The organism is Bradyrhizobium sp. B097 (genome assembly GCF_038957035.1).
Classification (GTDB): domain Bacteria; phylum Pseudomonadota; class Alphaproteobacteria; order Rhizobiales; family Xanthobacteraceae; genus Bradyrhizobium.
This window is the reverse complement of the sequence record NZ_CP152412.1, coordinates 5,193,562-5,217,865: the sequence shown is the minus strand read 5'-3', so window position 1 is coordinate 5,217,865 and position 24,304 is coordinate 5,193,562. Positions and strand designations below refer to the sequence as shown.

General features: G+C 65.1%; 26 protein-coding genes. 16 read left to right on the top strand and 10 right to left on the bottom strand.

All coding sequences use genetic code 11. The annotated features are described in order from the left end of the window. Nucleotides 1-76 precede the first annotated feature (76 nt). The gene (locus AAFG07_RS24685; protein WP_342729232.1) at nucleotides 77-559 is read left to right on the top strand and encodes a hypothetical protein; all 483 of its coding nucleotides are present in this window, start codon (nucleotides 77-79) and stop codon (nucleotides 557-559) included. A gap of 4 nt (nucleotides 560-563) precedes the next feature. On the opposite strand, the gene AAFG07_RS24680 is transcribed toward AAFG07_RS24685, so the two are convergent. Together AAFG07_RS24680 and AAFG07_RS24675 are read right to left on the bottom strand one after the other, a co-directional pair. After that, complete coding sequence (locus AAFG07_RS24680) at nucleotides 564-1,910, bottom strand: ATP-binding protein (protein WP_342722461.1); 1,347 nt, start codon at nucleotides 1,908-1,910, stop codon at nucleotides 564-566. Continuing rightward, the gene (locus AAFG07_RS24675; RefSeq protein WP_342722460.1) at nucleotides 1,907-2,629 is read right to left on the bottom strand and encodes a response regulator; all 723 of its coding nucleotides are present in this window, start codon (nucleotides 2,627-2,629) and stop codon (nucleotides 1,907-1,909) included. Before AAFG07_RS24675 ends, AAFG07_RS24680 begins: the two co-directional genes overlap by 4 nt. A 288-nt stretch (nucleotides 2,630-2,917) precedes the next feature. Here AAFG07_RS24675 and bamA point away from each other — a divergent pair, with 288 nt between their 5' ends. Next, the gene (gene bamA / locus AAFG07_RS24670; RefSeq protein ID WP_342722459.1) at nucleotides 2,918-5,455 is read left to right on the top strand and encodes an outer membrane protein assembly factor BamA; all 2,538 of its coding nucleotides are present in this window, start codon (nucleotides 2,918-2,920) and stop codon (nucleotides 5,453-5,455) included. Between the two features lie 73 nt (nucleotides 5,456-5,528). Here the strand turns inward: bamA and AAFG07_RS24665 are convergent, their stop codons facing one another. Beyond that, the gene (locus AAFG07_RS24665; RefSeq protein ID WP_342722458.1) at nucleotides 5,529-6,122 is read right to left on the bottom strand and encodes an AAA family ATPase; all 594 of its coding nucleotides are present in this window, start codon (nucleotides 6,120-6,122) and stop codon (nucleotides 5,529-5,531) included. Between the two features lie 201 nt (nucleotides 6,123-6,323). Here AAFG07_RS24665 and AAFG07_RS24660 point away from each other — a divergent pair. Then, nucleotides 6,324-7,087 (top strand): IS5 family transposase gene (locus AAFG07_RS24660; protein ID WP_342722457.1). Its coding sequence is split into 2 segments (ribosomal slippage): nucleotides 6,324-6,659 and nucleotides 6,662-7,087, totalling 762 coding nucleotides; the frame shifts between segments, so codons are not numbered across the junction. 98 nt (nucleotides 7,088-7,185) lie between these two features. Here AAFG07_RS24660 and AAFG07_RS24655 read toward each other — a convergent pair. Then, on the bottom strand, nucleotides 7,186-8,343 hold the full coding sequence (locus tag AAFG07_RS24655; protein ID WP_342722456.1) for a DUF6551 family protein: 1,158 nt from the start codon (nucleotides 8,341-8,343) through the stop codon (nucleotides 7,186-7,188). Nucleotides 8,344-8,439: 96 nt separating this feature from the next. On the opposite strand from AAFG07_RS24655, the gene AAFG07_RS24650 reads away from it, so the two are divergent. The 3 genes from AAFG07_RS24650 to AAFG07_RS24640 all read left to right on the top strand — a co-directional run bounded on the left by AAFG07_RS24650 (nucleotide 8,440) and on the right by AAFG07_RS24640 (nucleotide 11,490). Then, nucleotides 8,440-9,642, top strand: a complete 1,203-nt coding sequence (locus AAFG07_RS24650; protein WP_342722455.1) for a substrate-binding protein — start codon at nucleotides 8,440-8,442, stop codon at nucleotides 9,640-9,642. Between the two features lie 129 nt (nucleotides 9,643-9,771). Next, nucleotides 9,772-10,989: an MFS transporter gene (locus AAFG07_RS24645; RefSeq protein WP_342722454.1), complete on the top strand. Its 1,218-nt coding sequence runs from the start codon at nucleotides 9,772-9,774 to the stop codon at nucleotides 10,987-10,989. A 168-nt stretch (nucleotides 10,990-11,157) separates the two neighbouring features. Continuing rightward, nucleotides 11,158-11,490 (top strand): hypothetical protein, encoded by a 333-nt coding sequence (locus tag AAFG07_RS24640; RefSeq protein WP_342722453.1) that lies wholly within the window; start codon nucleotides 11,158-11,160, stop codon nucleotides 11,488-11,490. Nucleotides 11,491-11,502: 12 nt separating this feature from the next. Here the strand turns inward: AAFG07_RS24640 and AAFG07_RS24635 are convergent, their stop codons facing one another. Continuing rightward, nucleotides 11,503-12,147 (bottom strand): glutaminyl-peptide cyclotransferase, encoded by a 645-nt coding sequence (locus AAFG07_RS24635; RefSeq protein ID WP_342722452.1) that lies wholly within the window; start codon nucleotides 12,145-12,147, stop codon nucleotides 11,503-11,505. Between the two features lie 88 nt (nucleotides 12,148-12,235). Continuing rightward, nucleotides 12,236-13,456, bottom strand: a complete 1,221-nt coding sequence (locus AAFG07_RS24630) for a helix-turn-helix domain-containing protein (protein ID WP_342722451.1) — start codon at nucleotides 13,454-13,456, stop codon at nucleotides 12,236-12,238. 92 nt (nucleotides 13,457-13,548) lie between these two features. On the opposite strand from AAFG07_RS24630, the gene AAFG07_RS24625 reads away from it, so the two are divergent. After that, nucleotides 13,549-13,797, top strand: coding sequence for a hypothetical protein (locus AAFG07_RS24625; protein ID WP_342729231.1), 249 nt, complete (start codon nucleotides 13,549-13,551; stop codon nucleotides 13,795-13,797). A 5-nt stretch (nucleotides 13,798-13,802) separates the two neighbouring features. Here AAFG07_RS24625 and AAFG07_RS24620 read toward each other — a convergent pair whose 3' ends face one another. Continuing rightward, entirely contained in the window at nucleotides 13,803-14,894 is a 1,092-nt protein-coding gene (locus AAFG07_RS24620) for an adenylate/guanylate cyclase domain-containing protein (protein WP_342722450.1), read from the bottom strand. 77 nt (nucleotides 14,895-14,971) lie between these two features. On the opposite strand from AAFG07_RS24620, the gene AAFG07_RS24615 reads away from it, so the two are divergent. Continuing rightward, nucleotides 14,972-15,424: an SRPBCC family protein gene (locus AAFG07_RS24615; protein ID WP_342722449.1), complete on the top strand. Its 453-nt coding sequence runs from the start codon at nucleotides 14,972-14,974 to the stop codon at nucleotides 15,422-15,424. A gap of 32 nt (nucleotides 15,425-15,456) precedes the next feature. Here the strand turns inward: AAFG07_RS24615 and AAFG07_RS24610 are convergent, their stop codons facing one another. Together AAFG07_RS24610 and AAFG07_RS24605 are read right to left on the bottom strand one after the other, a co-directional pair. Further along, nucleotides 15,457-15,936: a Dps family protein gene (locus AAFG07_RS24610; RefSeq protein ID WP_342722448.1), complete on the bottom strand. Its 480-nt coding sequence runs from the start codon at nucleotides 15,934-15,936 to the stop codon at nucleotides 15,457-15,459. Between the two features lie 41 nt (nucleotides 15,937-15,977). Next, a complete protein-coding gene (locus AAFG07_RS24605; protein WP_342722447.1) occupies nucleotides 15,978-16,619 on the bottom strand; it encodes an HD domain-containing protein in 642 nt (213 codons plus the stop codon). A gap of 208 nt (nucleotides 16,620-16,827) precedes the next feature. On the opposite strand from AAFG07_RS24605, the gene AAFG07_RS24600 reads away from it, so the two are divergent. Both AAFG07_RS24600 and AAFG07_RS24595 read left to right on the top strand, forming a co-directional pair. Next, nucleotides 16,828-17,793, top strand: a complete 966-nt coding sequence (locus AAFG07_RS24600; RefSeq protein ID WP_342722446.1) for a GlxA family transcriptional regulator — start codon at nucleotides 16,828-16,830, stop codon at nucleotides 17,791-17,793. 83 nt (nucleotides 17,794-17,876) lie between these two features. Next, nucleotides 17,877-18,443: a histidine phosphatase family protein gene (locus tag AAFG07_RS24595; protein WP_342722445.1), complete on the top strand. Its 567-nt coding sequence runs from the start codon at nucleotides 17,877-17,879 to the stop codon at nucleotides 18,441-18,443. Between the two features lie 21 nt (nucleotides 18,444-18,464). On the opposite strand, the gene AAFG07_RS24590 is transcribed toward AAFG07_RS24595, so the two are convergent. Then, nucleotides 18,465-18,818, bottom strand: a complete 354-nt coding sequence (locus tag AAFG07_RS24590) for an MmcQ/YjbR family DNA-binding protein (protein ID WP_342722444.1) — start codon at nucleotides 18,816-18,818, stop codon at nucleotides 18,465-18,467. A gap of 199 nt (nucleotides 18,819-19,017) precedes the next feature. Here AAFG07_RS24590 and AAFG07_RS24585 point away from each other — a divergent pair, with 199 nt between their 5' ends. The 6 genes from AAFG07_RS24585 to AAFG07_RS24560 all read left to right on the top strand — a co-directional run bounded on the left by AAFG07_RS24585 (nucleotide 19,018) and on the right by AAFG07_RS24560 (nucleotide 24,260). Next, entirely contained in the window at nucleotides 19,018-19,638 is a 621-nt protein-coding gene (locus AAFG07_RS24585) for a PadR family transcriptional regulator (RefSeq protein ID WP_342729230.1), read from the top strand. Between the two features lie 23 nt (nucleotides 19,639-19,661). Beyond that, a complete protein-coding gene (locus AAFG07_RS24580) occupies nucleotides 19,662-20,312 on the top strand; it encodes a class I SAM-dependent methyltransferase (RefSeq protein WP_342722443.1) in 651 nt (216 codons plus the stop codon). Between the two features lie 121 nt (nucleotides 20,313-20,433). Next, the gene (locus AAFG07_RS24575) at nucleotides 20,434-21,129 is read left to right on the top strand and encodes a GNAT family N-acetyltransferase (RefSeq protein WP_342722442.1); all 696 of its coding nucleotides are present in this window, start codon (nucleotides 20,434-20,436) and stop codon (nucleotides 21,127-21,129) included. 121 nt (nucleotides 21,130-21,250) lie between these two features. Then, entirely contained in the window at nucleotides 21,251-21,931 is a 681-nt protein-coding gene (locus AAFG07_RS24570) for a GntR family transcriptional regulator (protein WP_342722441.1), read from the top strand. Next, nucleotides 21,928-23,193, top strand: a complete 1,266-nt coding sequence (locus tag AAFG07_RS24565; RefSeq protein ID WP_342722440.1) for a dicarboxylate/amino acid:cation symporter — start codon at nucleotides 21,928-21,930, stop codon at nucleotides 23,191-23,193. The genes AAFG07_RS24570 and AAFG07_RS24565 overlap by 4 nt, the downstream gene beginning before the upstream one ends. Beyond that, nucleotides 23,193-24,260, top strand: coding sequence for a GntG family PLP-dependent aldolase (locus AAFG07_RS24560; RefSeq protein WP_342722439.1), 1,068 nt, complete (start codon nucleotides 23,193-23,195; stop codon nucleotides 24,258-24,260). The genes AAFG07_RS24565 and AAFG07_RS24560 overlap by 1 nt, the downstream gene beginning before the upstream one ends. Nucleotides 24,261-24,304 lie beyond the last annotated feature (44 nt).

The following is a 24,304-nucleotide window of genomic DNA, read 5'->3' as shown; positions in this document are numbered from 1 at the left end:
CCGCACTTTCGCCACGGCGCAACCGGCAACTCCGCTCCGCGTTGGATGACGCGGAGGAGAGTTCAGCTTGCGCAGAATGTTGCCATTCGTCTGCGGGATGATCGCGACGGCGAGTTTGCTTTGGACGGCAGTGCCGATCGCTCTGGCGCAACCGGCTTCACCGGATCGAGCGCAGCCTTCGCCGCGCGCGGGCGGCGATCGTTCGCCGGCGACCGCGGCCGAGATTTGGGACGCCAATCATGATGGCGTTTACACCTGCGACGAGTGGAAGGCCTATCTCGGGCGGCTGTTCGATCGCGCCGACCGCAATCACGACGGAATTCTCACGCCAGCGGAGTTCGGCGGCGTTCGCCGGCCCGGCAGCGCGCTCGCCGATGCGGATTTCGGTTACTTCGACGAGAACCAGGATGGCAAGATTACCCGCCGCGAGTTCATCGGCAAGCCGAACGAATTCATTCTGCAGAATGACAAGAACGGCGACTGCCGCGTCACGCCGGACGAGCTCAAGGGGTCGACGCCGGAGGAGAAGAAGCCCGGCGGCAGGGGCAAGCGATCCTGAGGGGCTAGCCCGATACGAGCGCGCGAACTGCGGGGCGAGCGGGGCTTGCCCCGCTTCGATCCGATCCAAGATGCACGGCGCCTGGCAATCTGATCCGGACAAGCAGGCCGTACGGTGCGTTGTCGTGCAACGACAGCTCGCCGCCGTGGCCGCACACCATGGCCTGAGCGATCGAAAGGCCGAGCCCGAAGCCGCTCTTCTCGTCCATGGTGCGGGCCTCGTCGCCGCGGACGAAGGGCTTCAACATCTCGGCCCGGCGGTGCTCCGGTATCCCTGGGCCGTCGTCCGATACGTCGATGGTGGTGTGATCGGCGGATGCGGTCAGCCGGATATCGACCTCGCTGCCGAACCGCAGGGCATTCTCCACCAGGTTCGTCACGGTGCGGCTGATATCGCTGGGGCGGATCAACAGCGAAGCCCTGAGCGGGCCGTGGTAGCGCACGACGTGGCCGCAATCGGAGAACTGCTCGCTGATCGTCTGCAGCAGGGCGGCCACGTTTACCAGGGTCGGCTTCGCCGCGCTGCCGCCGCTCAGGAATGACAGCACCGATTCCAGCATGGCCTGCATCTGGTCGAGGTCGTGCAAAGTCTCCGCGCGCTGGGTGTCGTTCTCGATGTATTCGGATCTGAGCCGCAGCCGGGTGATCGGCGTTCGCAAATCGTGACTGATGGCGGCGAGCATCCGCGTGCGATCATTCATCAGCGTGGTGATGCGTTCGCGCATCCGATTGAGCGCGACCGCGGCGGCGCGGATCTCCTCCGGGCCGGTCTCGGCAAGCGGAGCGGCCGCCTGGCTGATGCTGAAATTCTCGGCGGCGCGGGCAAATGCCGAGAGCGGAGCACTGAGCGCGCGGCCGGCCCACACGCCGAGCAGCGTGACGCTGACGAACAGGAACAGGAATGTGCTGATCCAGAATACGCCGAAGAAGGGCGGCATTTTCGTCGGGCCGATTGCCGCTCCGAACAGGCTTCCATCCGGCAATCGAACCACCGCCGGCGCGGTCTTCGTGGAAAACTCCAGATCGACATCGTCGATGCCTGATACTCCGGACGAAGCATCGTCAGACACGCCTGGACCTGCGTCGCGCAATGTGAAGTGCAGCCGGGGAAACGCCCGATCGGCAGCCTGCAACAGCGTTGCGCGCTCGGCCGCAGGGGCCTCGGCGAGAAGCCTTGCCACCAGCTGGAACTGATGGATCGGCCTGTCCGCAAACGATCTCGGCTTCTGGCTGGTGAAATAAAGCCCGATCAACGCGTGGATCAACACCAGCGAAAGCAGGACCAGCGCGGCGATCTGGCCGCTGATCCGCCGGAAGCTGAAGAGCGTGGCAATCCTGCGGGTCCAGCTCATGCGTCCTCCACATGCGGCGTGAAGATGTAGCCGCCGGTGCGCACCGTCCTGATCACCGACGGTCCTTCGCCGGTATCGAGCTTGCGGCGAAGCCGGCTGACCAGCACGTCGATGCTGCGCCCGAACGGGCTGGCCGGCCGGCTGCGCGTCATGGTCAGGAGGCCATCCCGCGTCAGGATCCGGCCGGGCCGCTCGCAGAAGGCCTGCAGCAGGTCGAACTCCGCGCTGGTCAGCGGGACCTGGGCGCCGTCGGGATCGCGCAGTTCGCGCAGGCGAAGATCGATGGTCCAATCCTGGAAGCGCAGGCGCGCGGCGCTCTGGCCGGAGCGTCCGGCAAGACCGGCCTGGGCCTGGCGGCGCAGCACCGCGTTGATCCGCGCCAGCAGCTCGCGCGGATTGAAGGGTTTGGCGAGATAGTCGTCCGCCCCCATCTCGAGCCCGAGGATCCGGTCGAGGTCCTCGCCCTTCGCCGTGAGCATGATGATCGGGATCGTCGAGTCGCTGCGAAGGCGCCGGCACAGCGTCAGTCCGTCCTCTCCCGGCAGCATCAGGTCGAGCACAACGAGATCGAGCGAGTGTCCGGCAAGGTAACGATCCATTTCCTTGCCGTTCGAGGCGGTGGCCACCAGGCACGATTGGTCGCGCAGGTAGCGGGCAATCAAGTCTCTGGTCGGCAGATCGTCCTCGACGACCAGGATCTTCGGGGTGTGTGCGAGCATGGTTTGCGACTGGGCCTCGTCATCAGGGCATTTGCGCGCATTGCGGCGCGCTGGCTTAGCCACCAATCGACCAGCATGCGCATCGCTTGTGGGCGGCATTGCGCCTTTTCGTAAGCATAGTGTTTCTGAACTGTAAGCGGCGCTCGCGGCCGGAAACAAAACCGGGACGGCGGCCGCGTCGCACAGCGCTCACAGTCTCCAATCACTGGAAATAATCCCGCAATCCAGCAGCCACACCGCAGCCATCACGATCCCGTCACAACGGGTGGCTTGTTCGCGAGGTGTGGAATGAAGACGTGGCGAAGCTTTGTCGCGGCGATTGTGCTCTCGGGCCTTTCGATCCCGGCGACGTCGGTGACTTGTCCTGTGACTTGGCCAGTGACCTGGCTGTTGTTGGCACCGGCGGCGGCCCAATCGGTTGATGCGATCGCGATTGAAGGCAACCGGCGGGTCGAGGCGGAGACCATCCGCTCCTATTTCAGGCCGGGGCCGGGCGGTCATCTCGATCAGGCTGCGATCGACGACGGGCTCAAGGAGCTGGTCGGGACCGGGTTGTTTCAGGACGTCAAGATCAATCACACGGGCGGACGCATCGTCGTCTCGGTCGTCGAGAACCCGGTGATCGATCGTGTCGCGTTCGAGGGCAACAAGAAGGTCAAGGACGAGCAGCTCTCGGCCGAGGTGCAGTCCAAGCCGCGAGGCACGCTGTCGCGGCCGCTCGTGCAGTCGGATGCGCTGCGGATCGCCGAGATCTACCGCCACTCGGGCCGCTACGACGTGCGCGTCACGCCCGAGATCATCGAACGCTCGAACAACCGCGTCGACCTCGTCTTCACCGTCGACGAGGGCGCCAAGACCGGTATCAAGACCATCGAGTTCATGGGGAACAACAGCTTCACGGCGGCGCGCCTGAAGGACGTGATCAAGACCCATGAGACGAACTTCCTGAGCTTTCTCGGCAGCGCCAACATCTACGACCCCGACCGTGTCGAGGCCGACCGCGACCTGATCCGCCGCTTCTACCTGAAGCATGGCTATGCGGACGTGCAGGTGGTGGCAGCGCTCGCCGAATATGACCGCGAGAGCAAGGGCTTTCAGGTCACCTTCAAGATCGATGAGGGACAGCAGTACCGCGTTGCGACGGTGAGCTTCCGCTCGACTGTTGCGGGCTTCGATCCGAGCGTCCTGCGCTCGCTTTCGCGGGTCAGCGAAGGCTCGCTCTACAACGTCGAGGCGATCGAGAAGTCGGTCGAGGATATGCAGATCGAAGCGTCGCGCCGCGGCTACGCCTTCGCGGTGGTCCGTCCGGACGGCGACCGGAACTTCGAGGCCCACACGGTGGGAATCATGTTCCGCGTGGAGGAGGGGCCGCGCACCTATATCGAGCGGATCGACATTCGCGGCAACGGCCGAACGCGCGATTACGTGATCCGGCGCGAGTTCGATCTCTCCGAGGGCGATGCGTATAACCGTGCGCTGGTCGATCGTGCCGAGCGGCGGCTGAAGAATCTGGACTACTTCAAGACGGTCAAGATCACCACCGAGCCCGGCTCATCGAGCGATCGTGTGATCCTGATCGTCGATCTGGAGGAGAAATCGACCGGCGATTTCTCGGTCTCGGGCGGTTACTCGACGACCGACGGCGCGCTCGCCGAGGTCAGCGTCTCCGAACGCAACCTGCTCGGCCGTGGCCTGTTCGCGAAGGCAACCGTCAGCTACGGCCAGTATTCGCGCGGCCTGTCGCTGTCCTTTGTCGAGCCGTATCTGCTCGACTACCGCGTCGCGCTCGGGCTCGATGCGTATTACAAGGAGCAGCTGCCGACCGACTACACGACCTATGGCGTGAAGACGATCGGGTTCGCGCCGCGGCTGGGTCTCGCCTTGCGCGAGGACCTGACCCTCCAGCTACGCTATTCGCTGTATCAGCAGGAGATCTCGCTCGATAGCGCCTATAACAACTGCAACAACAATGCCTCCAACGCCTCGCTCGCGTTCAATCCGACGCCGGCTTACATCAAGGACGTGCTCGGCGGCGTCGATCCGACCAACTCGGTCTCATCAGGACTCTATGGATATGGTTGCTACGGCGACGGCGAATCCACCTTGCCCGTGCGCAAGGAGCTGGCTGCGGGCGCGACCTGGACCTCGCAGATCGGCTATACGCTGACCTACAACACGCTCGACAACACCAAGAGCCCGACCGACGGCCTGCTGATCGACTTCAAGCAGGATTTTGCCGGCGTCGGCGGCGACGTGACGTATCTGAAGAGTGCGGTCGATGCGAAATACTACACGCCGCTGGTGTCCGACCTCATCGGCCTGATCCATCTGCAGGGCGGCGTGCTCACCAAGGTCGGAGACAACGATCTGCGCATGCTGGATCATTTCCAGATGGGGCCGAACCTCGTGCGCGGCTTTGCCACCAACGGCATCGGGCCGCGTGACATCACTTACGCGAGTTTCGGGGCGGTCGGCGATGCGCTCGGCGGCACCAAATATTGGGGGGCGTCGATGGAGCTGCAGATGCCATTCTGGTTCCTGCCCTCGGAGGTTGGGCTGAAGGGGGCGGTCTACGCCGATGCCGGCTCGCTCTGGGGCTACGAAGGACCGACGTCGTGGACCGCGACCGGCGAGGTCAACACGCCGGCGTGCCCGACCTGCGGCTTGCAATACGACGACAACAACGTGGTGCGAACCTCGGTGGGCGTCGGTCTGATCTGGGCATCGCCGTTTGGGCCGCTGCGCTTCGACTACGCCGTGCCGATCACCAAGGGCAAGTACGATATCGTGCAGGAGTTCAGGTTCGGCGGCGGGACATCGTTCTGAGGCGATGGTTTCGCTTGCAACTCGACGTCGAGCAGGGCGTTCCGCATCGTGAGGCCGCGGAGCGACGGCCTGATCAGGCCACAGGCGGGGTGACACCATCGAGCGTCGCAAGCAGGAAATCGACGCGCGCGGATGGCGATATCTTCGGCAGGTCGATGGCGTCGTAGCCGAGCATGGGAAGCATCTCGGTCAGCCGCTGATACTCCGCCGTCGCGGCTTCGAAGTCGTGCCGTCGCTCGGTGTCGGTGACATAGATCTCGGGCCATGGCGGCGTCATGAACACGCGCGCGTGGTAGCGATGGTCGGCGCAGACCGGGTGCAGCACCGGCTCGCCCGTCAACGCCTCCAGCGCCGACGCCGCGTCGACGAGGCCACGATCGAAGAACACCCACCCGGAATGGGCCTTGGCGATCGCCATATCCTTCAGCGCGACGTCAATTGCGCGGCGCAGGAAGGCCGCGGTATCGACCCAGGGCAGGGCGTTGCCGCCCGACACAAGCTCCTCCGCGATGATGCGGCGGCCGGGCTCTTCGACGACCGGATAGCCGCGTGCGCGCAGTTCCGCCAGCAGGGTCGATTTTCCGCCGCCGGAGCAGCCGGAGATCAGGACGAAGCGACTGTTCAAGAGAATACCCTTACGCTCGGGGCAGACGAAGAGAACTGCCACGGACGTGGCGTCCTCACTATCAAGCGCAGTTTGGGAGAGATTGCCGGGAACTGTCTCGACGGGCGCGACTAAGCTAGCCTTGCTGTTTGACGTGCGCAACGGCCTGCGGCGAGCCATTAACACGTAGGCTTAGGTGGTGTGGACTCTAAGGATTCCCTTTTAGGAGCAAATCAGATTCAAGGCTGCTTTTGGGAGGCAGCCTTGGGTGCGATGGACCGATTGGTGTTGAGCGACGCGACGTGGGAGCGGATGGCGCCGCTGATCATAGGGCGCCCCGATCAGAAGGGCTCTACCGGTCGCGACAACCGGATGTTCGTGGAAGGTGTGCTGTGGATCGTGCGTACGGGGTCTCCCTGGCGCGATCTCCCTGAGGTCTTTGGGGATTGGAACAGCGTGTTCCGACGCTTCAGCCGATGGAGCATCAAGGGTGTTTGGTGGCGGATATTCGAGGCGATGTCCGATGACCCGGACTTCGAATATCTGATCGTCGATTCCACCATCGTTCGGGCACATCAGCACGCCGCCGGGGCCAAAAAGGGGGGTCTGAAGATCAAGCGATCGGCCGCTCGCGCGGGGGCCTGAGCACCAAGATACATATGGCCGTTCGAGGCTTGGGATGTCCCGTGCGGTTCACGCTTACCGCAGGTCAGAAGGGCGATGCACCGCAGGCCGCCGCATTGATTGAGGGCTTATCCGCCGAGGTCGTCATGGCCGACACGGCCTATGATGCCGATCACTTGCGCCAAGCCATCGCCGCCAAGGGCGCGCTCGCCGTCATTCCCAACAACCCGTCACGCGCGCTCAAATATCCGCTCGACAAGCATCTCTATGCCCAGCGCCATCTCGTGGAATGCTGCTTCTCAAAGCTCAAGCAGTTCCGACGCGTCGCAACCCGCTTCGAAAAGACCGCCCGAAATTATCGCGCCGTCGTCACCCTCGCAGCCATTGTCCTATGGATGCGCTAGTGTCCACACTACCTAGCAGGTTGAACGAGAACTTGATTGTGGTGGAGGAGTGCCCCTAACGCTGGAGCACTCGACCTCACCGTTCTGGATGAGCGTTCTTAAAGCCTCCCTGCTGGAACCCGTTCTTCATAGGTGCGCAAAATTGCGTCTTGCAAAGCAACTGCACGCATATCGCCGCCTTTTAGTCCCGTAGCACACTGTCCCCACTCATCGGCTGTTCGGGTCTGCAATGCTGCCAGGAGACGATCGGGATCAAAATCGCGCGCTGGTCGGGACATTATCCGAACAAGGCCACCAAAAATTGCACCCCCGTGACGCATCCTTTGGTCGGGAAAAGCTACCGCCATATTTGTTAGGACCGCGGAGGTGATAGCTGGTCCAAAGCGCCTAATCGAAGTCGCGATCGACGCGGTGAAGGCGACCTCTCCCGGCAGCCAAGCGGTTGACGATGTGTTCCTGGCGATATGCAGCCCTGCTTCTGCGACGATCTGATGAATTTCTAGGGCATCCTCATCTGCAGCTGCTACGGCCGCAAAGTAGTCATCGAGCCGATTCACGGGTTTTCTCGCTCGATTGGCGACGATGAACATGCGGGCCTCTTCCTGGATGTTCTGATACCTGAAGACACAGCATGGCAGCTGAGGGATATCCTCCCGCTGAGATGCAGCCATCCAGCGATGCTGACCGTCGATTATTGTGAACGTATCGTCAGGACGCCGCGAAACGACAAGCGGTGCGCATAGTCGCCAATCAAACTTTGCGGCTATGGCCGAGATGAGTCGGCGAGAAGCTGCATTGTCGGTCGACCGCTGGTATGCGCCATCGATCGAGAGGCGCTCGAGATGGATCCATTCGATGGTTGGCTGCGAACCGACTGGTGGGTAGTGGCGCTGGCGTTTGCCGGCGGGCTTGTTCCGCGCGATGACAGTCGCCTTGGTGCGCGAACTTGTTCCAAATAGCCGTACTTTTCCAGGACCAACGCTTGTTATTGTTGGTACTGAGTTCGACTTGAGACCTTCAATAAATTCAGCTGCCTCCTCTACGGTGCGAACCCAGACGTCGCCGCAGCGCTCGATGATGACGTTTCCTGGGTGAACTCTGGCTCGACCAAGTTCAGTCGCGAGAGCAAAAGTCCCATTCGCTTCAATGCCGCCAGCCATATGTGGTGGCACCCAGTCCGGCATGGGAAATTGCCCATGTGTCCAGGTCCTGATCTCGCTCGCATTATTGATGTTTAGCTGTTGGTTGTGTGCCATTGTTCGATCTCCCTAGTGTCGCGGCCGAGGTCACTCGCCGGTGGAAGAACGATGCAGCGGACCATCGACCGCCCTGTGAAGGATTCGCGACCGAACATGTTGTCTACAGGGATTTTCAACAGGATCAGTTCCGCTTCATCACGCTCGATCACCTGCATCACGCTTGCGTTGCTGATCTGCGGCGCAGCGCTTCAGCCGTCACGTGCGGCTGAAACCAGCGCACCTATTCGCGTCGGCGCCGTGCTGCCGTTTTCCGGAGGCGTCGAGCTGTACGGCGAGCAGGCCAGGGTCGGGCTCGATCTCGCTGCCAAGGACATCAACGCGGCAGGCGGCATTCTCGGCCGGCCGGTCGAGGTCGTCTATGCCGACGACAAGACGCGGCCGGAGGCGGCCGCTGAGGCGATGCGTTCGCTGGTCGAGCAGCAGGGCGTGCTGGCCGTGGTCGGTCCGATCACCTCGCGCAATCTGAACGCGCTGGCGCCGCTTGCCGAGAGCTCGAAGACGCCGCTGCTCTACGCCACCAATTACGAGGGCGGCAAATGCAGTCGCTATCTGTTTTCGTTCGGCGCGGTGCCGAACCAGGAGCTCGGCCAGCTGTTGCCCTATATGACGCAGACCTTCGGCAACACGTACTTCCTGCTCGGCGCTGACCGGGTCTGGCCGCATCAGATGTTCGGCATCGCGCAGCCCTTGATCGAGAAGCTCGGCGGCAGGGTGGTCGGGACGAAGTACACGCTGGGGACCGAGACGGACTTCTCACCGTTGATCAAGGAGGTCGCGGCGAGCAAGGCCAAGGTGCTGCTGTTCGCGCTGAAGGGCGACGGGATGGACTTCATCCGGCAGGCCGACGAGGCCGGATTGCTCAAGGAGATCACCGTCGCTTTCCTCGGATTGTCCGAGGTCGATCTCGGTATCTTCCGCGGCAAGGGCCAGAACATGGTGACGGTCGTGCCGGCGGTCGCGGCGAGCGAGGATCCGGCCGTGAAGGCGTTCGTCGCCAAGGCGCGCGCCGCGGCGAACCCGGGCGTCGCAGTGTCGAACTATGTGATGACGCACTACAACACCCTGATCGCACTCAAGGCGGCGGCCGAGAAGGCCGGCAAGCTCGACAAGGAGGCCATCATCGACGCGATGGCTGGCCTCACCATTGCGTCGCCGACCGGGCCGGTGACGCTCGGCCAGGATCACCACGCGGCGATGAACATGTTCATCGCCAAGACGCAAGGTACCGAACTGGTGCAGGTCCGGCCGATCGGCGAGATCGCGCCGCAGCCCGGATGCAGTTTGGCGGGTCGCTGACGCTCGGCCGGGCATGAGCCTTGAAGGCCGCCACACTCGCAAAAAAGTGAGCCAGGGCGGTCATCCGCTGTCGGTTCCACCCCGGTTCGTTCGTCTTTCAGCCAGAACGCACTGCATGGGAGTTCCGGAATGACCAATTCAGCCTATCGCTGGGTGATCGTCGCGGCCGGCGGCCTGCTTGGCTGCGTCGCGATCGGCGGCATGTTCTCGCTGCCGGTGTTCCTGCAGCCGATGGCGCGGGAGACCGGCTGGTCGGTGACCGGCATCTCCAGCGCGATGACGATCGGCTTCCTCGCAATGGCCTTCACCAGCATGATCTGGGGCACGCTGTCCGACCGTTTCGGACCGCTCCCGGTGGTGCTGACCGGATCGGTCGTGCTGGCGGCAAGCCTTGCGCTCGCAAGCCAGGCACCGTCGCTGCTGGCATTTCAGTTTCTCTTCGGCGCGCTGGTCGGCGCGGCAACGGCCGCGATCTTTGCCCCGATGATGGCCTGCGTCACCGGCTGGTTCGACACCCATCGCAGTCTTGCCGTCTCGCTGGTGTCGGCCGGCATGGGCATGGCGCCGATGACGATGTCGCCGCTCGCCGCCTGGCTGATCTCCCACCACGACTGGCGGACATCGATGCTGATCGTCTCAGGCGTGGTCGGCGCGATCATGATCCCGGTCTCGTTCCTGGTGCGACGCCCGCCGGCGCTGCAAGGCGGCCACGCTGAAGCGGCGAGCACGAACGGTGAGCCGTCGATGTCGCTGGCGCAGGCGCTGCGCTCGCCGCAATTCATCATCCTGATCGCGACCAATTTCTTCTGCTGCGCGACACATTCGGGGCCGATCATCCACACGGTGAGCTACGCGGTCACCTGCGGCATCCCGATGGTCGCCGCGGTGACGATCTACAGCGTGGAAGGGCTCGCCGGGATGGGCGGCCGCATCGCCTTCGGCCTGCTCGGCGACCGCTTCGGCGCCAAGCGCGTGCTGGTGCTGGGGCTGCTGGCGCAGGCGTTCGGCGCGCTCGGTTATGTCTTCGTGCGCGAGCTGGCCGCATTCTACGCGGTCGCGGCGATCTTCGGCTTCATCTATGCTGGCACCATGCCGCTGTATTCCGTGCTGATCCGCGAGAATTTCCCGCTGCGCATGATGGGCACCGTGATCGGCGGCTCCGCGATGGCCGGCAGCCTCGGCATGGCGACCGGACCTTTGGCCGGCGGCCTGATCTACGACACCTTTGCGAGCTATACGTGGCTCTATGTCGGCTCCTGGGCTGTGGGCCTCGGCGCGTTCCTGATCATGATGACCTTCCGGCCGATGGCGGCGGCGCGGTCCTCAGCGGTGCCCGCGCCGGCGTGAGCTTGCCCCCTGTGTCAACAGCGCGCCGCTCGGAGAGATGCATTGTTCTTGCAGAGCGGCCGGCAAGGGGGCAACGTTGTGGCATCGCTGGATCGGTCGGGCGCACACACCCCGTTGCCATTGCAGCGACCGCCATCACAGCGCCAACGATGTCCTCGAGAGCCTACAATGTACCGTGATCTCCAATGGTCCCCGGCCGAAAAGAAGATCGCGCGCGCGGCTTATGATTCAGCTGTGCAGTGCGCACTCGCCAAGGTGATGGTCGAATTCAAAAGCAGGGCCGGCGCGGCGGCGACGCCATCGGAGATGTGGGAAGTTGGCGACTATCTGAACCAACAAAGGAGGGAGCTCGATGAGATGTTCGACTATCGATATTCGCAGCTCCCACTTGTCTTCGCGCGGCTCATTCGAGAACAGCATCTCGACGAAGCGCTGCTTGCGGGTTTGTCGGACGAGAAGCGCCAGGTCATCCGCTCCATTCTTTCCCTAGCCGAAAGGTGATCGCAAATCGCTTCACGCGCGGCCGCGCTTCGGGCGCCGAATGGCGCGCACCTTGTTGTTGGTCGAGCCGCTGCCGCAGAAGAACCGGTCCTTGCCGTCGGACTCGAGCCCGGAGACGAACACGCCCTGCGGCATCTCGAGCCGTTCCATCACCTCGCCGGTCTGCGGATCGATGCGCCTGATGTCGCTCTGGTCCTCTTCCCAGGTGCCGTGCCAGAGTTCGCCGTCGACCCAGGAGACGCCGGTGACGAACCGGTTGCTTTCGATGGTGCGCAGAACCTTGCCGGTTTCCGGATCGACCTGAACGATCATGCGGTCGCGATACTGGCCGACCCACAGCGAGCCTTCCGCCCAGGCAAGACCTGAGTCGCGGCCGCCGCCGGGCGAGGGGATCGTCGACACCACGCGTCCGCTGTTCGGCTCGATCTTCAGGATGCGGTCCTCGGCGATCTGATAGAGGTGCTTGCCGTCGAAGGCGGTGCCGGCATGGGCCGCGATGTCGAGGGTGCGGGTGGTATTGCCGCTGTCGGGATCGAAGGCGACCAGCCGGCCGCCGGCCGCGAACCAGACCTGCTCGCCGTCGAAGCTGACGCCGCCCACGCTCTCGACGCCTTCGAAGGCATATTCCCGGATGATCTCGGCCTCGGACTTCTTCATGCGGCGCTCCTGGTTGTTGTTTTGACGCGTTTTCTTGACGCGAACCGGTATCCACTTCGCTCGAAAACGCGCTGATTGCTCCCTGATTCTAGCCGTTCGGCAGCGGGGCAGGGAGTAACAACGTCGTCGTGAATCCCGGCACCGGGGGCGTCATCCAGCGCCTTGCGCGGGCGCGGCCGACCGACTGCACCTTGCCCGTGGCGGCCAGAGCGTCGAGCGCGCGCTGCACGGTGCGCTGGCTTGCCCCGAGTGCCACCGATAGCGCCGAGCTCGACCAGGCCTCGCCGTCGGCGAGGAAGGCCAGCACCGCCGCGTGCTCCTCCTCGACCGGCAGCGCCAGCACGGTGACCTCGCGGCGGCCATGCGGCTCCAGCACGAAGCCGTCGGGCGTCGCGCTGAGATCGGCGAGCGGCAGCAAGGCCCGCCGCAGCCGTCCGATCTCGACCCGCAGCCGCGCACGGTGCGATTCATCGGCATGCTTGCCGCGAAACGCGCGTGCGATCAGCGTGGCGCGCGAGACGTCCTGCGGCCACGCTTCGCCGAGCGCACGGGCGAGCGCGAACAGCACCGGTCGCCGCGTCAGCGAGACCGTGGTCCGGGAATCACGCACGACGTAGCGGCAGGCATCGACGACGAGCGCCTTCGATGCCATCAGGGCCTCGACCTCCGCGAGCAGCAGCGGCCGCTCATGACCGCGCGTGATCAGGCGCGCCGCCGGCGTGGCGAGCAGGTTCGCGGTACTTTCGACCTCGGCCGCAAGCTCGGCGATGCCGGCGCGGCGTGCGGCATCCTTTGCGCGGGCCAGCGCCTCGCGTGCCGGCTTGGTCCGCAGCCGTCGCATCGCGATTCCGGCGACGACCAGTTCATGTCCGACGAGCAGCGCCGGCGGGAAGGGCGCCGGGTCGAGGTCATCAAGCATGTGCTCGGCCGCATCGAGGCTCCCGATCAAGAGCAGGCGGCGGATCTCGAGATAGCCGGCATGCGCGGCGTTGAGCGCGTCGCCACGCGCCGCGAGCGTTGCGCGCGCCGCGGCGAGGCTCTTGCTGGGAAAGGAAAGGTCGCGCGACACCAGCGCGATCTCCGCTTCGGCCACCACGCAGCGGGCCCGCGCGATGGCTTCACGCGGGCCGAAGGCGCGGCCGGCGCGCCGCAACAGGTCCTTGGCACGGGTGAAATCGCCGAGCCGGGCCATCGCGATGCCGCGCAGCGCCAGCGCCGGCGCATCGTCGCGCAGGGCTACCCGTTTCAGTGCGCCGAGGGGATCACCCGCCGCGAGCGCGCGCGCCGCAGCGGTAATCAGCGAGTCCATTCGAATCCCGACACACTTGTCACTCTCGCCCTCCGAGGCCCGGTCTTAACCTAGCACATGACGACATGGATCTTCTCCAGAGAGATCGAATGATGACCGGAATCGAGACACATGAGGATTGGTTGAAAGGCCGCATCAGTGGCCGCGGTGCCGTGGTCGCGCGCTGGTTGTCGCTGGCGGCGGCGCCGACCTTCGCCGTGATGGCGCTGGTCGCCGCGCTGGCGCCGGCCGACATGATCTGCGGCGCCATGCAGGGACCGTTGTCGTTGCAGGGCATGGTCCCGATGTACGCGCTGATGAGTGCATTCCATCTGGCGCCGTGGTTGCGCCTGTTTCGATGACCGGCTCATCCCTCCGGCAGGGTGAAAACCGCGCAGGGCCGTGCGATGCCGCGCATCTCATGGGTGCCGAGCGCGACCAGCGGCGTCTCGGTCTCGGCGGCGAGCGCGCCCGAGACCAGCACGGTCTGCTCGAGCGGCTTGCACAGGCCTTCCAGCCGGCTGACCAGATTGACCGCGGCGCCGATCGCCGTGAAGTCGAGGCGGTCGGCGGCGCCGATATTGCCCCAGTGCACCTCGCCGAGATGCAGCGCCACGCCGAATGGCAGCGGCGGCAAGCCGTGCTTGCGCCGCTCGGTGTCGAGATGCGCCATGCCGACGCGGGCCGCCGACACCGCGCGCAATGCCGCCTCGCATGCGCTGCGCGCGCTGGTCGTGACCGGAAAGATCGCGAGCAGCCCGTCGCCGATGAATTTCAGCACCTCGCCGCCGAAGGCGTGGATCGCGCCGGCGATGCGGTCGAACCAGGCGTCGAGGGCCGCGATCACCTCGGCAGGTGGATGGCTTTCGGAGAGCGCGGTGAAGCCGCGCAGGTCGGCAAACAGCAGCGCCGCGCGGATGGTTTCGCCGGTGTTGCGCCGCAACGGCGATGCCAGGACGCGCGCCGCGCTGCGCCGGCCGAGATAGGCCTCCAGCGCCGCCGTCAATGTCGCCCGTGCCGCGAGCGCGGCGAGCGGTGCAGCCGTGAAGCGCGCCGCCTCGCGCAATTGATCCGCCTCGGCCGGCGTGAAGGCGCGGGTGCCGTTCCAGCCGAGGGTCGGGCCATCCGGCCGCGTTCCGATCGTGTCCTCGTGGATCGGGCCCGGCGCGAGGCTATTGAGCCAACGCCGGCCGGCATCGCCGGATCCGATCATATCAGGCATTGCAAAGGGTTGTTCCGGCGCGAAGCCGAGCGCCTCGATCACCTCGCCATTGCCGGCGCGCCACAGCCAGGTGCGCCGGGCGATCAGCGGGTGCGGAACTTCGAGCGTCAGCGCACCGCCGGCAAGCGGCAGGCCATCCGTGATAAGATGACTACCCAGATCCGCCAGCAACCGGTTGGCGCCTGCGGTCTCGGCGGCGGCGTCGACCAGCCAACTCAGAGTCGAGGACAATTGCATCGCCGCATCATGGGGTTGATGCGCCACCCTTGTCACGAATTATCCCTGAAGACCCACCGTCAATGGAGGAAGGATCGATGACTGAAGCCTTCATCGTTCAACGCGAGATCCAGATCGCAGCGCCGCCGGCAACCGTGTTCGCCTTCCTGACCGATCCGCAGAAGATCGTGAGTTGGATGGGGCTCGAGGCCGAGACCGAGTTGCATCCCGGCGGGCTGTATCTGCTCAAGGGCCTCGGCAACGACCGCGACCGCGCCGCACGCGGCGCGTTCCGCGAGGTCGTGCCGGTGCATCGTCTTGCCTACAGCTTCGGCTGGGAGGGCGGCGCGGAAGTGCCGCCGGGATCGAGCCTGATCGAGATCGACCTGATCAACAAGGACAGCGGCACGCTGTTGCGGATGACCCATAGCGGCCTGCCGAACGCCGAGCAGTGCGCGAGCCATAGCAGGGGTTGGACGCACTACCTTGCCAGGCTCGCGCTCGCGGCCGCGGGGCGAGCTCCAGGCCCCGACCGCGGTCCGCACGCCTGAACCGGCACGCTGGCGCGGTTCAGGCGGTTCGCTCATTTGACGTCAAGCGTCGCGCGCAGCATCCAGGCATGCTTCTCGTGTGCGGTGGTGCGGACGTTGAGCATGTCCATCGTCGCCTGATCGCCGGCGGACTCGGCGACTGTGAAAGCATCGCGGATGGTCCTCACGGCCGTCTCGTTGTCGTGGAGCAGTTCGGCCACCATCGCCTCCGAGTCGAGGCTGGCATATCCGTCCTTGATCGCGGTGAGCTTGGCGAATGCGGAATAGGTCTGCGGCACCAGTTCGCCGAGGGCGCGGATACGCTCGGCGATATCGTCGAGCGCCTGCCATTGCTCGCGATATTGCCCTTCGAACAGCGTGTGCAGGGCCTGGAACGTCGGACCCGTGACGTTCCAGTGATAGCCATGCGTCTTCAGATACAGCGCGCAGGTGTCGGCGAGGACGGTCGAGAGCGCCGCCGCGATATTCGTCCGCTCGGCCTCGGCGAAGCCGGTGTTGACGATAATCGTCATGGTCTTCTCCCTTGCGGTTCGGATTGAAATTCGGCGCGCGATCATGTCGGCCATTTCGAGCCGAGGATGATCGAGCAGAAGTTCACCCGTGTGTAATTCATGTCCTTGAGCGCCAGCACGTCGGCCTTGACGTTGCCGAAGGTGGTCAGCGGCTTCTTGATGGTGCCGGCCGCGAAATGATCGATGATGTTCTCCTTGAAGTTCGCCTCGCGCGGATGATGCGCGCAGACATGGTCGCGGTGCTCGTGCGAGAAATCGTCATAAGCGATGCCGAGCACGTCCATCTCGACGCCGGCGGTGACCAGCGCGATGGTCGGACGCATATGCTCGGGGATGCCGGGCGTGGTGTGCAGCGCGATCGAGGCCCAGACGTCCTCGATGTCGCGCTCGGCGACGCCGTAACCCCTGAGGAAGTCGCGTGCGGCGTTGGCGCCGTCGACCTCGAAGCGCAGATCGGGGCTGGCATGCTTGGCGGTGAGGCCCATGTCGTGGAACATGGCGCCGATATAGAGCAGCTCGGGATCGAACTTCAGCTTGCGGCGATCGCCGGTCAGCGCGCCCCAGAAGAACACGCGGCGGCTGTGATTGTAGAGCAGGTCGTCCTCGGTATCGCGCACCAGCTGGGTGGCGGCACGCGCCATGGCGCTGTCGGGTACACGGACGCCGGCGATGATCTCGGTCATTTCAAGACGCTCCTCGATATGGCAAGACGATGCCGTGGCGTGCGAAACACGCGGGCCGCCGGCGCTCGTCTCTGCGGTGTGTTCGGATCGCCTGGTCGCGTGATCCGTGGTGTGGTTGTCGCCCGCTTTGGCCTGATCTCGCAACGCTCGTGCGCCGCCGGATCGGGCCAAGGAGACATCGTTTCGCGCCAGCGGGCAGGGAGAAGGCATGGCGGTTCAGAAAGTGGCGATCGCGATTCACGAAGGGGTTCAAGCGCTCGATGTCGCCGGTCCTGTCGACGTGTTCGCGGAAACCAACGGCTTTGTCGCTGATGGCGACGGCTATGAGACCGTGCTGGTCGGCGCCAGCCGCGAACCGCTGCGCGCATCGAACGGCATGAAGATATCGGCCGATCTCAGTTTCGATGAGGCAGAAGCGAAATTCGACATCCTGCTGGTTGCCGGCGGGCCGGCATTGCCCGATGCCGAGCCGGATCCGGCGCTGACGCAGTGGCTGCGCGGGGCGCCCGCGCGCGCCGAGCTGTACGGTTCGATCTGCACCGGTGCCTTCGCGCTCGGCCATGCCGGGCTGCTCGACGGGCACAAGGTGACGACGCATTGGCAGAACGCGCAGCGTCTGGCGGCGTGCTTCCCGGCGGCCGAGGTGATCTTCGACCGGATCTACATTCGCGACGGCCGACTGATGACCTCCGCCGGCGTGACCGCGGGCATCGATCTCGGATTGGCGCTGGTCGCCGAGCGTCATGGGCCGCAGGTGGCGGTCGCGGTGGCCAAGCGGCTGGTCGTGGTGGCGCAACGCCAGGGCGGCCAGTCGCAGTTCAGCCCCTATCTCACCGCGCCGGTCGACGAGGATTCGCCGATTGCGCGCGCGCAGGCGCATGTCATGCAGCGTGTCGGCGAGCGCCACACGCTGCAAACGCTGGCCGATGCCGTCGGCATGAGCGTGCGCAATTTCGGCCGCGCCTTCGCCCAGGAGACCGGCATCACGCCGCACGAGTTCGTCGAACGCGCGCGGGTCGATGCCGCGCGCCGGCTGCTCGAGGGTTCGGACCGGCCGCTGAAGGCGGTTGCGTTCGATTGCGGCTTCGGTTCGGCGGACCGGATGCGCATCGTGTTCACCGAGCGGCTCGGCGTGTCGCCGGCGCAGTACCGCGCGAGTTTCCGCAAATTGTGACGTCGTTCATGGAGCGGAGCATGCCGTCAGCGTAGGATCGAAATCGCCGTTGCCAGCAACACATCTTCTTTCGAGAGGACGCCATGGACGCGCTCACGCTCTTCATCGTCCGTCACGCCGAAAAGCCTGATGATGGCTGGCCGGGGCCCGGCTTCACCGCGGACGGTGTGTCCGATACCGAGTCGCTTGTCCTGCGCGGCTGGCAGCGTGCCGGCGCGTGGACCGCGTTGTTTGGCACCGACCTCGGCAAGGGCGACTATGCCAAGCCTGACGCGATCTATGCCGCGACGCCCGGCACCACGCCCAACCGGGGCCCGAGCAGCCGTCCCGCCGAGACGATCGTAGCGCTTGCGGCGCGTCTTGGCGCGACACCCAACGAAGATTTCGGCAAGGGTCATGAGCCGGCGCTGATCAAGGCGCTGCTGGCGCTGAACGGCGTGGTGCTGCTGTGCTGGGAGCATAAGGCGATCATCGCCGACGTCCTTCCGTTGATACCGGTCAGCAGGGGCAAGCCGCCCACCAAATGGGACGCTAGCCGCTTCGACGTCGTGCTGCGCTTCCACCGCGCCAAGGGCGAAGACAAGTTCGTCTACAAGGAGCTGTTTCCGAAATTGCTGTCGGGCGATTCCGACGAGCCGCTGGGCAATTGAGCCGCGCTGTGGCCGCGCCGATCAGTCGAGACCGAGCGCCTTGCGCGATTTGCGCGTCAGCTTCGCGGCGATCAGCCCGTGCGCCTGGTCGAGATAGGCCTTGAGCTCGGCGTCGGGCAGGACGTCATTGCCGATCAATTGCACCCATTTAGCACGCGCCAGATACGGCGCCGGCCGCGCGAGCTCCTGCTCGATCAAAAGCTGATAGGCCATGTTCGAGGTCTTGAACATGAAGCCGCCGGTGCTCGCGATGAAGCCGCCGGCCAGCGCGAACATCTTGCCGCCGACCTTGAACACCGACGTGCCTTCCCATTGCACCACCTTGGTGGCGGCGGGCAGGCGCAGGCAATGAGCTTCGAAGGTTTTTGGGCGCATGAGTCGGAGGGCTGGAGGGCTTCAAAGCCATAGGGCAGCCGCGCGAAGACAGGCAAGCCCGGCGTGAACCGGCAATGCCGGGCCCGTCCCAGCCGTCGCTTCGTCCCCGGGAGCTCACGAAAACGTGGGTTGTCGCAGTTTCATCTGTAGATATATCGTAAGATATGTTTTCAGTAAGGAATGACCAATGAGACGATCGATGTTTGGCGGCCGGGACGATGACGGATTCCGGTTTGGGTTTTTTGCCATGGGACGGCACGGCCGGGGCGGCCATCGCTTTGGCCGCGGCGGACATGGCTTCTTCGGGCGGGGTGGCGGCGGCGACTTTCCGGGGTCGCGGCGGCTCTCGTCGCAGGACCTGCAACTCGTCATCCTCGCGCTGCTCGGCGAGCAGTCGGCGCACGGCTACGAGTTGATCAAGAAAATCGAGGAGCGGTCGGACGGCTTCTACAGCCCGAGCCCGGGCGTGATCTATCCGGCGCTGACCTTCCTCGAGGAGATCGGCCATGCCAGCGTCACCCAGGATGCGGCGCGCAAGCTCTACAGCATCACCGAGCAGGGCAAGGCGCATCTCGCCGAGAACCGTGCCACCGCTGACACCATTCTCCAGGCGCTGTCACGGATCGGCGGCCGCATGGAGGAGGTGCGCGAAGCCTTCGCCGGCGTGAGCGATCTCGATGGCGAATCCTCCGACGACGTCCACCGTGCCCGTCACGCCCTGAAGAGCGCGCTGCGCCAGAAGCGCGGCTGCGATGCCGCCGAGGCGCGCCGCATCGCGAAAATCCTCGACCGCGCCGTCGCTGAAATCCTGCAGCAATGACGCAATCGCAAGGGAGACCCTTCATGTACAACGCTGAACCGCACAGCGCGATTGCTGACGCCCGCGTCGCTGCCGTCATCGCGCGCCTGCAGGCCACGCGCCTCAGGCCGGCCGCCGGCGGTCCGCGCGGCAATCCGACGATGAGCCGCGATCCGCTCGACTATGCCGAGCAGGGCTTCTCGATCCACCCGGAGCAGGGCGAGCTGATCTATCTCTTGTGCCGCGGCCTGCGCGCCAAACGCGTCGCGGAGTTCGCAACCTCCGTCGGAATGTCGACGCTGTATCTCGCCGCCGCGATGCGCGACAATGGCGGCGGCACCGTGATCGGCTCGGAAATCGTGCCGGCCAAGGTCGTAGCCGCGAAGCGCAATCTCACCGAGGCCGGCCTTGCCGACTATGCCGAGATCCGTGAAGGCGATGCGCGCAAGACGCTGCGCGATCTCGGTGGTCCCGTGGACTTCATCCTGATCGACGGCTGGCCGGGCGACAAGGGACCGACACTCGCCCGCCAGGTGATCGAGATCGTTGCTCCGCAGCTTCGCGTCGGCGGCTATGTCATGAACGACAACGCCGAGGCGGATTTTCTGGAGTTCGTGCGCGATCCCAAAAATGGCTTTGTGTCGATCACGCTGCCGCTCAAGGGCGGTACCGAGCTCTGCCTGAAGGTCGCCTAAAGATTGGCTCGGCACGGCGAAATCCTGCTGGCGCGATTGTGAGCTGTAATGACATCACGCCACGCTGGATTTTGTCGGCGCTTCTTGCTCTGTTCGAGGAAAATCAGGAGCGAAGCGCCGCATGTCCGAAGCCCCGCCGATCCATCCGCTTGATCGTCCAATCTGGAGTGCGCTGACCACGAGGCAACGCGACCATGCGGAAGGCGGCGCCGAGGCAAGGCGCTTTCCGGTCGCGATCGCGCCCTTCGCCGACATGATCGACATGTCGCCGCGGAGTTTTGCCGCGCTCGGTGCGCTGTTGTCGGGGCCTGACATCGCGGTGCTGTTCACACCCGATCCTGTTGCTGTGCCGCCGGAGTTCAAGGCGCTGCTGGCCGAGACTGGCGAGCAGATGATCGGCCCACCGGCGGAGTTTTCTCTGCCCGGCGTCGAGATCGTCACGCTCGGCGCCGCCGACGTTCCCGCGATGATGGCGCTGACCGACATGACAAAGCCCGGACCGTTCAGCGCGCGGACACATGAGCTCGGCACCTTTCTCGGTATCCGCGTGGGCGGCGAACTGGTCGCGATGACCGGGGAACGGATGAAGCCGGGGAATTATACCGAGATGACCGCGGTCTGCGTGCATCCGGACCATCGCGGCCGCGGCTATGCGCAGGCGCTGCTGTCGGCGGTCGGCCGCCAGATCGTGGCGCGGGGCGAAATTCCATTCCTGCACGTCTTCACCAGCAACGTTTCGGCGATCGCGCTCTACCGCCGCCAGGGCATGGAGATCCGCCGCCGTCTGCACATCACGGTGCTGCAGAAGCAGGGGTAGTTGGGACGAAAGAGTTCAATTCAAGAACTGTCGGGTGCGTCCCTCAGAGCCGGGGGATCGCGCGCAACACGACGTACGAGGCGGATTGACATACCATTGGCATCATGCTGGTATGCCAGTTATGTCAACCTCTCTTCATCGCGATCAGGCCTATGCGCGCATCCGAGACCTCGTGATGTCGGGCGAATTCGCGCCGGATGAGCCATTGTCGGAACGCAGCCTGTCGGACCGGCTCGCGCTCGGGCGGACGCCGGTGCGCGAGGCTTTGAAAGCCCTCGCAAGAGACGGCCTGCTCACGATCCATCCGATGCGCGGCACCTTCGTGCGGCACTTGTCGTTCGACGATTTGCGCGAGATCCACGAACTGCGGCTCGCGCTCGAGGGCATGGCGGCCTATCTCGCCGCGACGCGAGGGCCGACCAGCGGCCTTGTGCAATCTGCCAGGGAGTTGCGCCGCATCAAGTCGCGCAGCGCGATCGATGTCGAGGAGGCACAGCAGGCCGGCTGGAGCTTTCATGACGAACTGTTCCGCGCCGCCGGCAACGGCCGGCTGGTCCAGGCCTACGATAATCTGCGCGCGCAAAGCGGGCTCGCGCTGCAAAAGATGCCGCAATACAACGTCGTGCGCACCCGCCAGGCGGTCAACGAACATCTCGACATCCATGCCGCGGTCGAGGCGCAGGACCCCGACACGGCGCAGCAGCTTATGTGGCGGCATTTGTCGTCGGCATTCGAGGCGCGGCTGAAGGCGCTCGGCGCCGTGCGGCCGCGCATCTCGGCAATTGGAGACCAGCGCTCATGAGCGGACGATCGGGCCTGCGGCGCGTTCTGGGATTGCCGCTCGCGGTTCAGATGCTGGTCGGCCTGGTCGCGGGACTTACCGTCGGTCTGCTGTGGCCGGATGTCGGCGCGAGCCTGCGGCCGCTCGGCACCGCATTCGTCGAGGCGGTGAAGATGATCGTCATTCCGGTGGTGTTCTCCTCGGTGGCGCTCGGCATCTATCGGATGGGCAGCGAGCTCAGGGTGCTCGGCCGCGTCGTCGTGATCTGCCTCGGCTATTTCTATCTCGCCACCGTGATCTCGATCGTGATCGGACTGCTGCTGAACGGGATCTTCCATCCCGGCGCCGGCGCGCCGCTGGCGGCGACCGGCAAGCTGCCGGCGAACCTCGCGGTGTCCGTCGACTGGATCAAGTTCTTCATGGACATGATCCCGTCGAACATCGTCGCTGCGATGGCCGAGCAAAAGATCCTGCCGGCGCTCGTGTTCGCGATCCTGTTCGGGCTTGCGCTGGCCTCGATCGGCAAGGTCGGCGAGCCGATGGTGGCGACGCTCGAAGCCGTGATGGCGGCGATGTTCAAGATGACGAAATGGATCACGGCGCTGGCGCCGATCGCCGTGTTTGCCATCATGTCGTGGCTGTTCGCGACCCAGGGCCTCGCGACGGTGGTTGCGCTCGCCAAGCTCGTGGCCGTGATGTATCTCGGCCTCGCCATCATGGTCGTGATCTTCTGGCTGATGCTGCTTGCGATCGGCGAGAAGCCGATCGCGGTGACGAAGGCGGTGATGGAGCCGATGCTGCTGGCATTCTCCACCCGCTCGTCGGAGGTCACGCTGCCACTCCACATGGAGAAGCTGCAGGCGATGGGCGTGCCGAACCGGATCGTCTCGGTGGTGCTGCCGCTCGGCTACGCCTTCAACCGCGACGGCGCGATCATGTATTTCGCTCTCGCCGTGACCTTTCTGGCCGAGGCCTATGGCGTGACGCTGACCTGGTCGACACTGCTGACCATCGTGATGGTCACAACCATCGCCAGCAAGGGCAGCGCCAATGTTCCCTCAGGTGGGCTGGTCGCCATCGCCATGGTGTTGTCGGCGATCGGCTTGCCGGTCGAGGCGCTGGCGATCATTGCCGGCGTCGACGCCTTCCTCGACATGGGCCGCACCGCGATCAACGTGTTCGGCAACACGGTTGCGGTGAAGCTGGTGCAGCGCTTTGGCGGCGAGTTTCCCGTGGAGGCGCCGGAGGCCGCGCCGCTCGCGCTGAAGACCCAGGACGCATGATGGACTCAGGAAATCCACAATGCGCGGCCGACATCGTCGACCTGCGCAGCGACACCGTGACATCGCCGACGGACACCATGTTTGAGGCGATGCGCCGTGCGCCGCTCGGCGACGACAGCCGCGACGGCGATCCGACCGTGCGCGCGCTGGAACAACGTGCGGCTGATTTGACCGGCAAGGCGGCCGCGCTGTTCGTGCCGAGCGGCACCATGGGCAATCTGCTGGCGATGCTTGCGCATGGCGCGCGTGGCGGGGAGGTGTTCTCCGACGCCGGCGCGCATCTGTTCAATTCGGAGATCGGCAGCGTGGTGACGATCGCGGGCCTGGTGCCGCGACCGGTTCCGAGCTACCGCGGCGCGATGCAGGAGGACGCGCTCGGGCAGGCAATCCATGCTGCGTCATCGGCGGGCCGGCCGCGACCGGCGTTGATCTGGATGGAGACCAGCCATAACGGCGCCGGCGGCACCGTGCCGCCACTGGCGCATATGGCGCGCGTTCACGCGCTCGGGCGCGACAACCGCATTGCCGTGCATGTCGACGGCGCGCGCCTGTTCAATGCGGCCGTGGCACTGGGGGTGAGTGCGCAGGAGATCGCCGCGCATGCCGACAGTCTGATGTTCTGCGTCTCGAAGGGATTGAGTGCGCCGGTCGGCAGCCTCTTGGTCGGTGATGCCGCCCTGATCGCGCAGGCGCGGGCGTTCCGCCGCTTCGTCGGCGGCAACATGCGCCAGGCCGGCGTGATCGCGGCCGCTAGTCTCGTCGCGCTCGATACCATGATTGCGCGCCTGCGCGACGACCATGAGTCCGCCGGACAACTCGCGCGCGGGCTGGCGTGGCTCGACCCGGCGATAGCCGAGCCCGGCCATGTGCAAACCAACATCCTGCGCATCGATGTATCGGGCAGTACGCAGAGCGCGGCCGACTGGGCGTCGCGGCTCAAGACGCAAGGCATTCTGGTGCAGGCAAGCGGCGCAAGCCAGCTTCGTCTTGTCACGCACCGCCATATCGACCGCGCCGCCGTCGAGCGGACGCTCCTGGCATTTTCGGCGGTCGTGCCAAAGGCGTGATGCGTTGTTGACGCATGAGCGCTGACGGTGACCGGCAGCGTTCC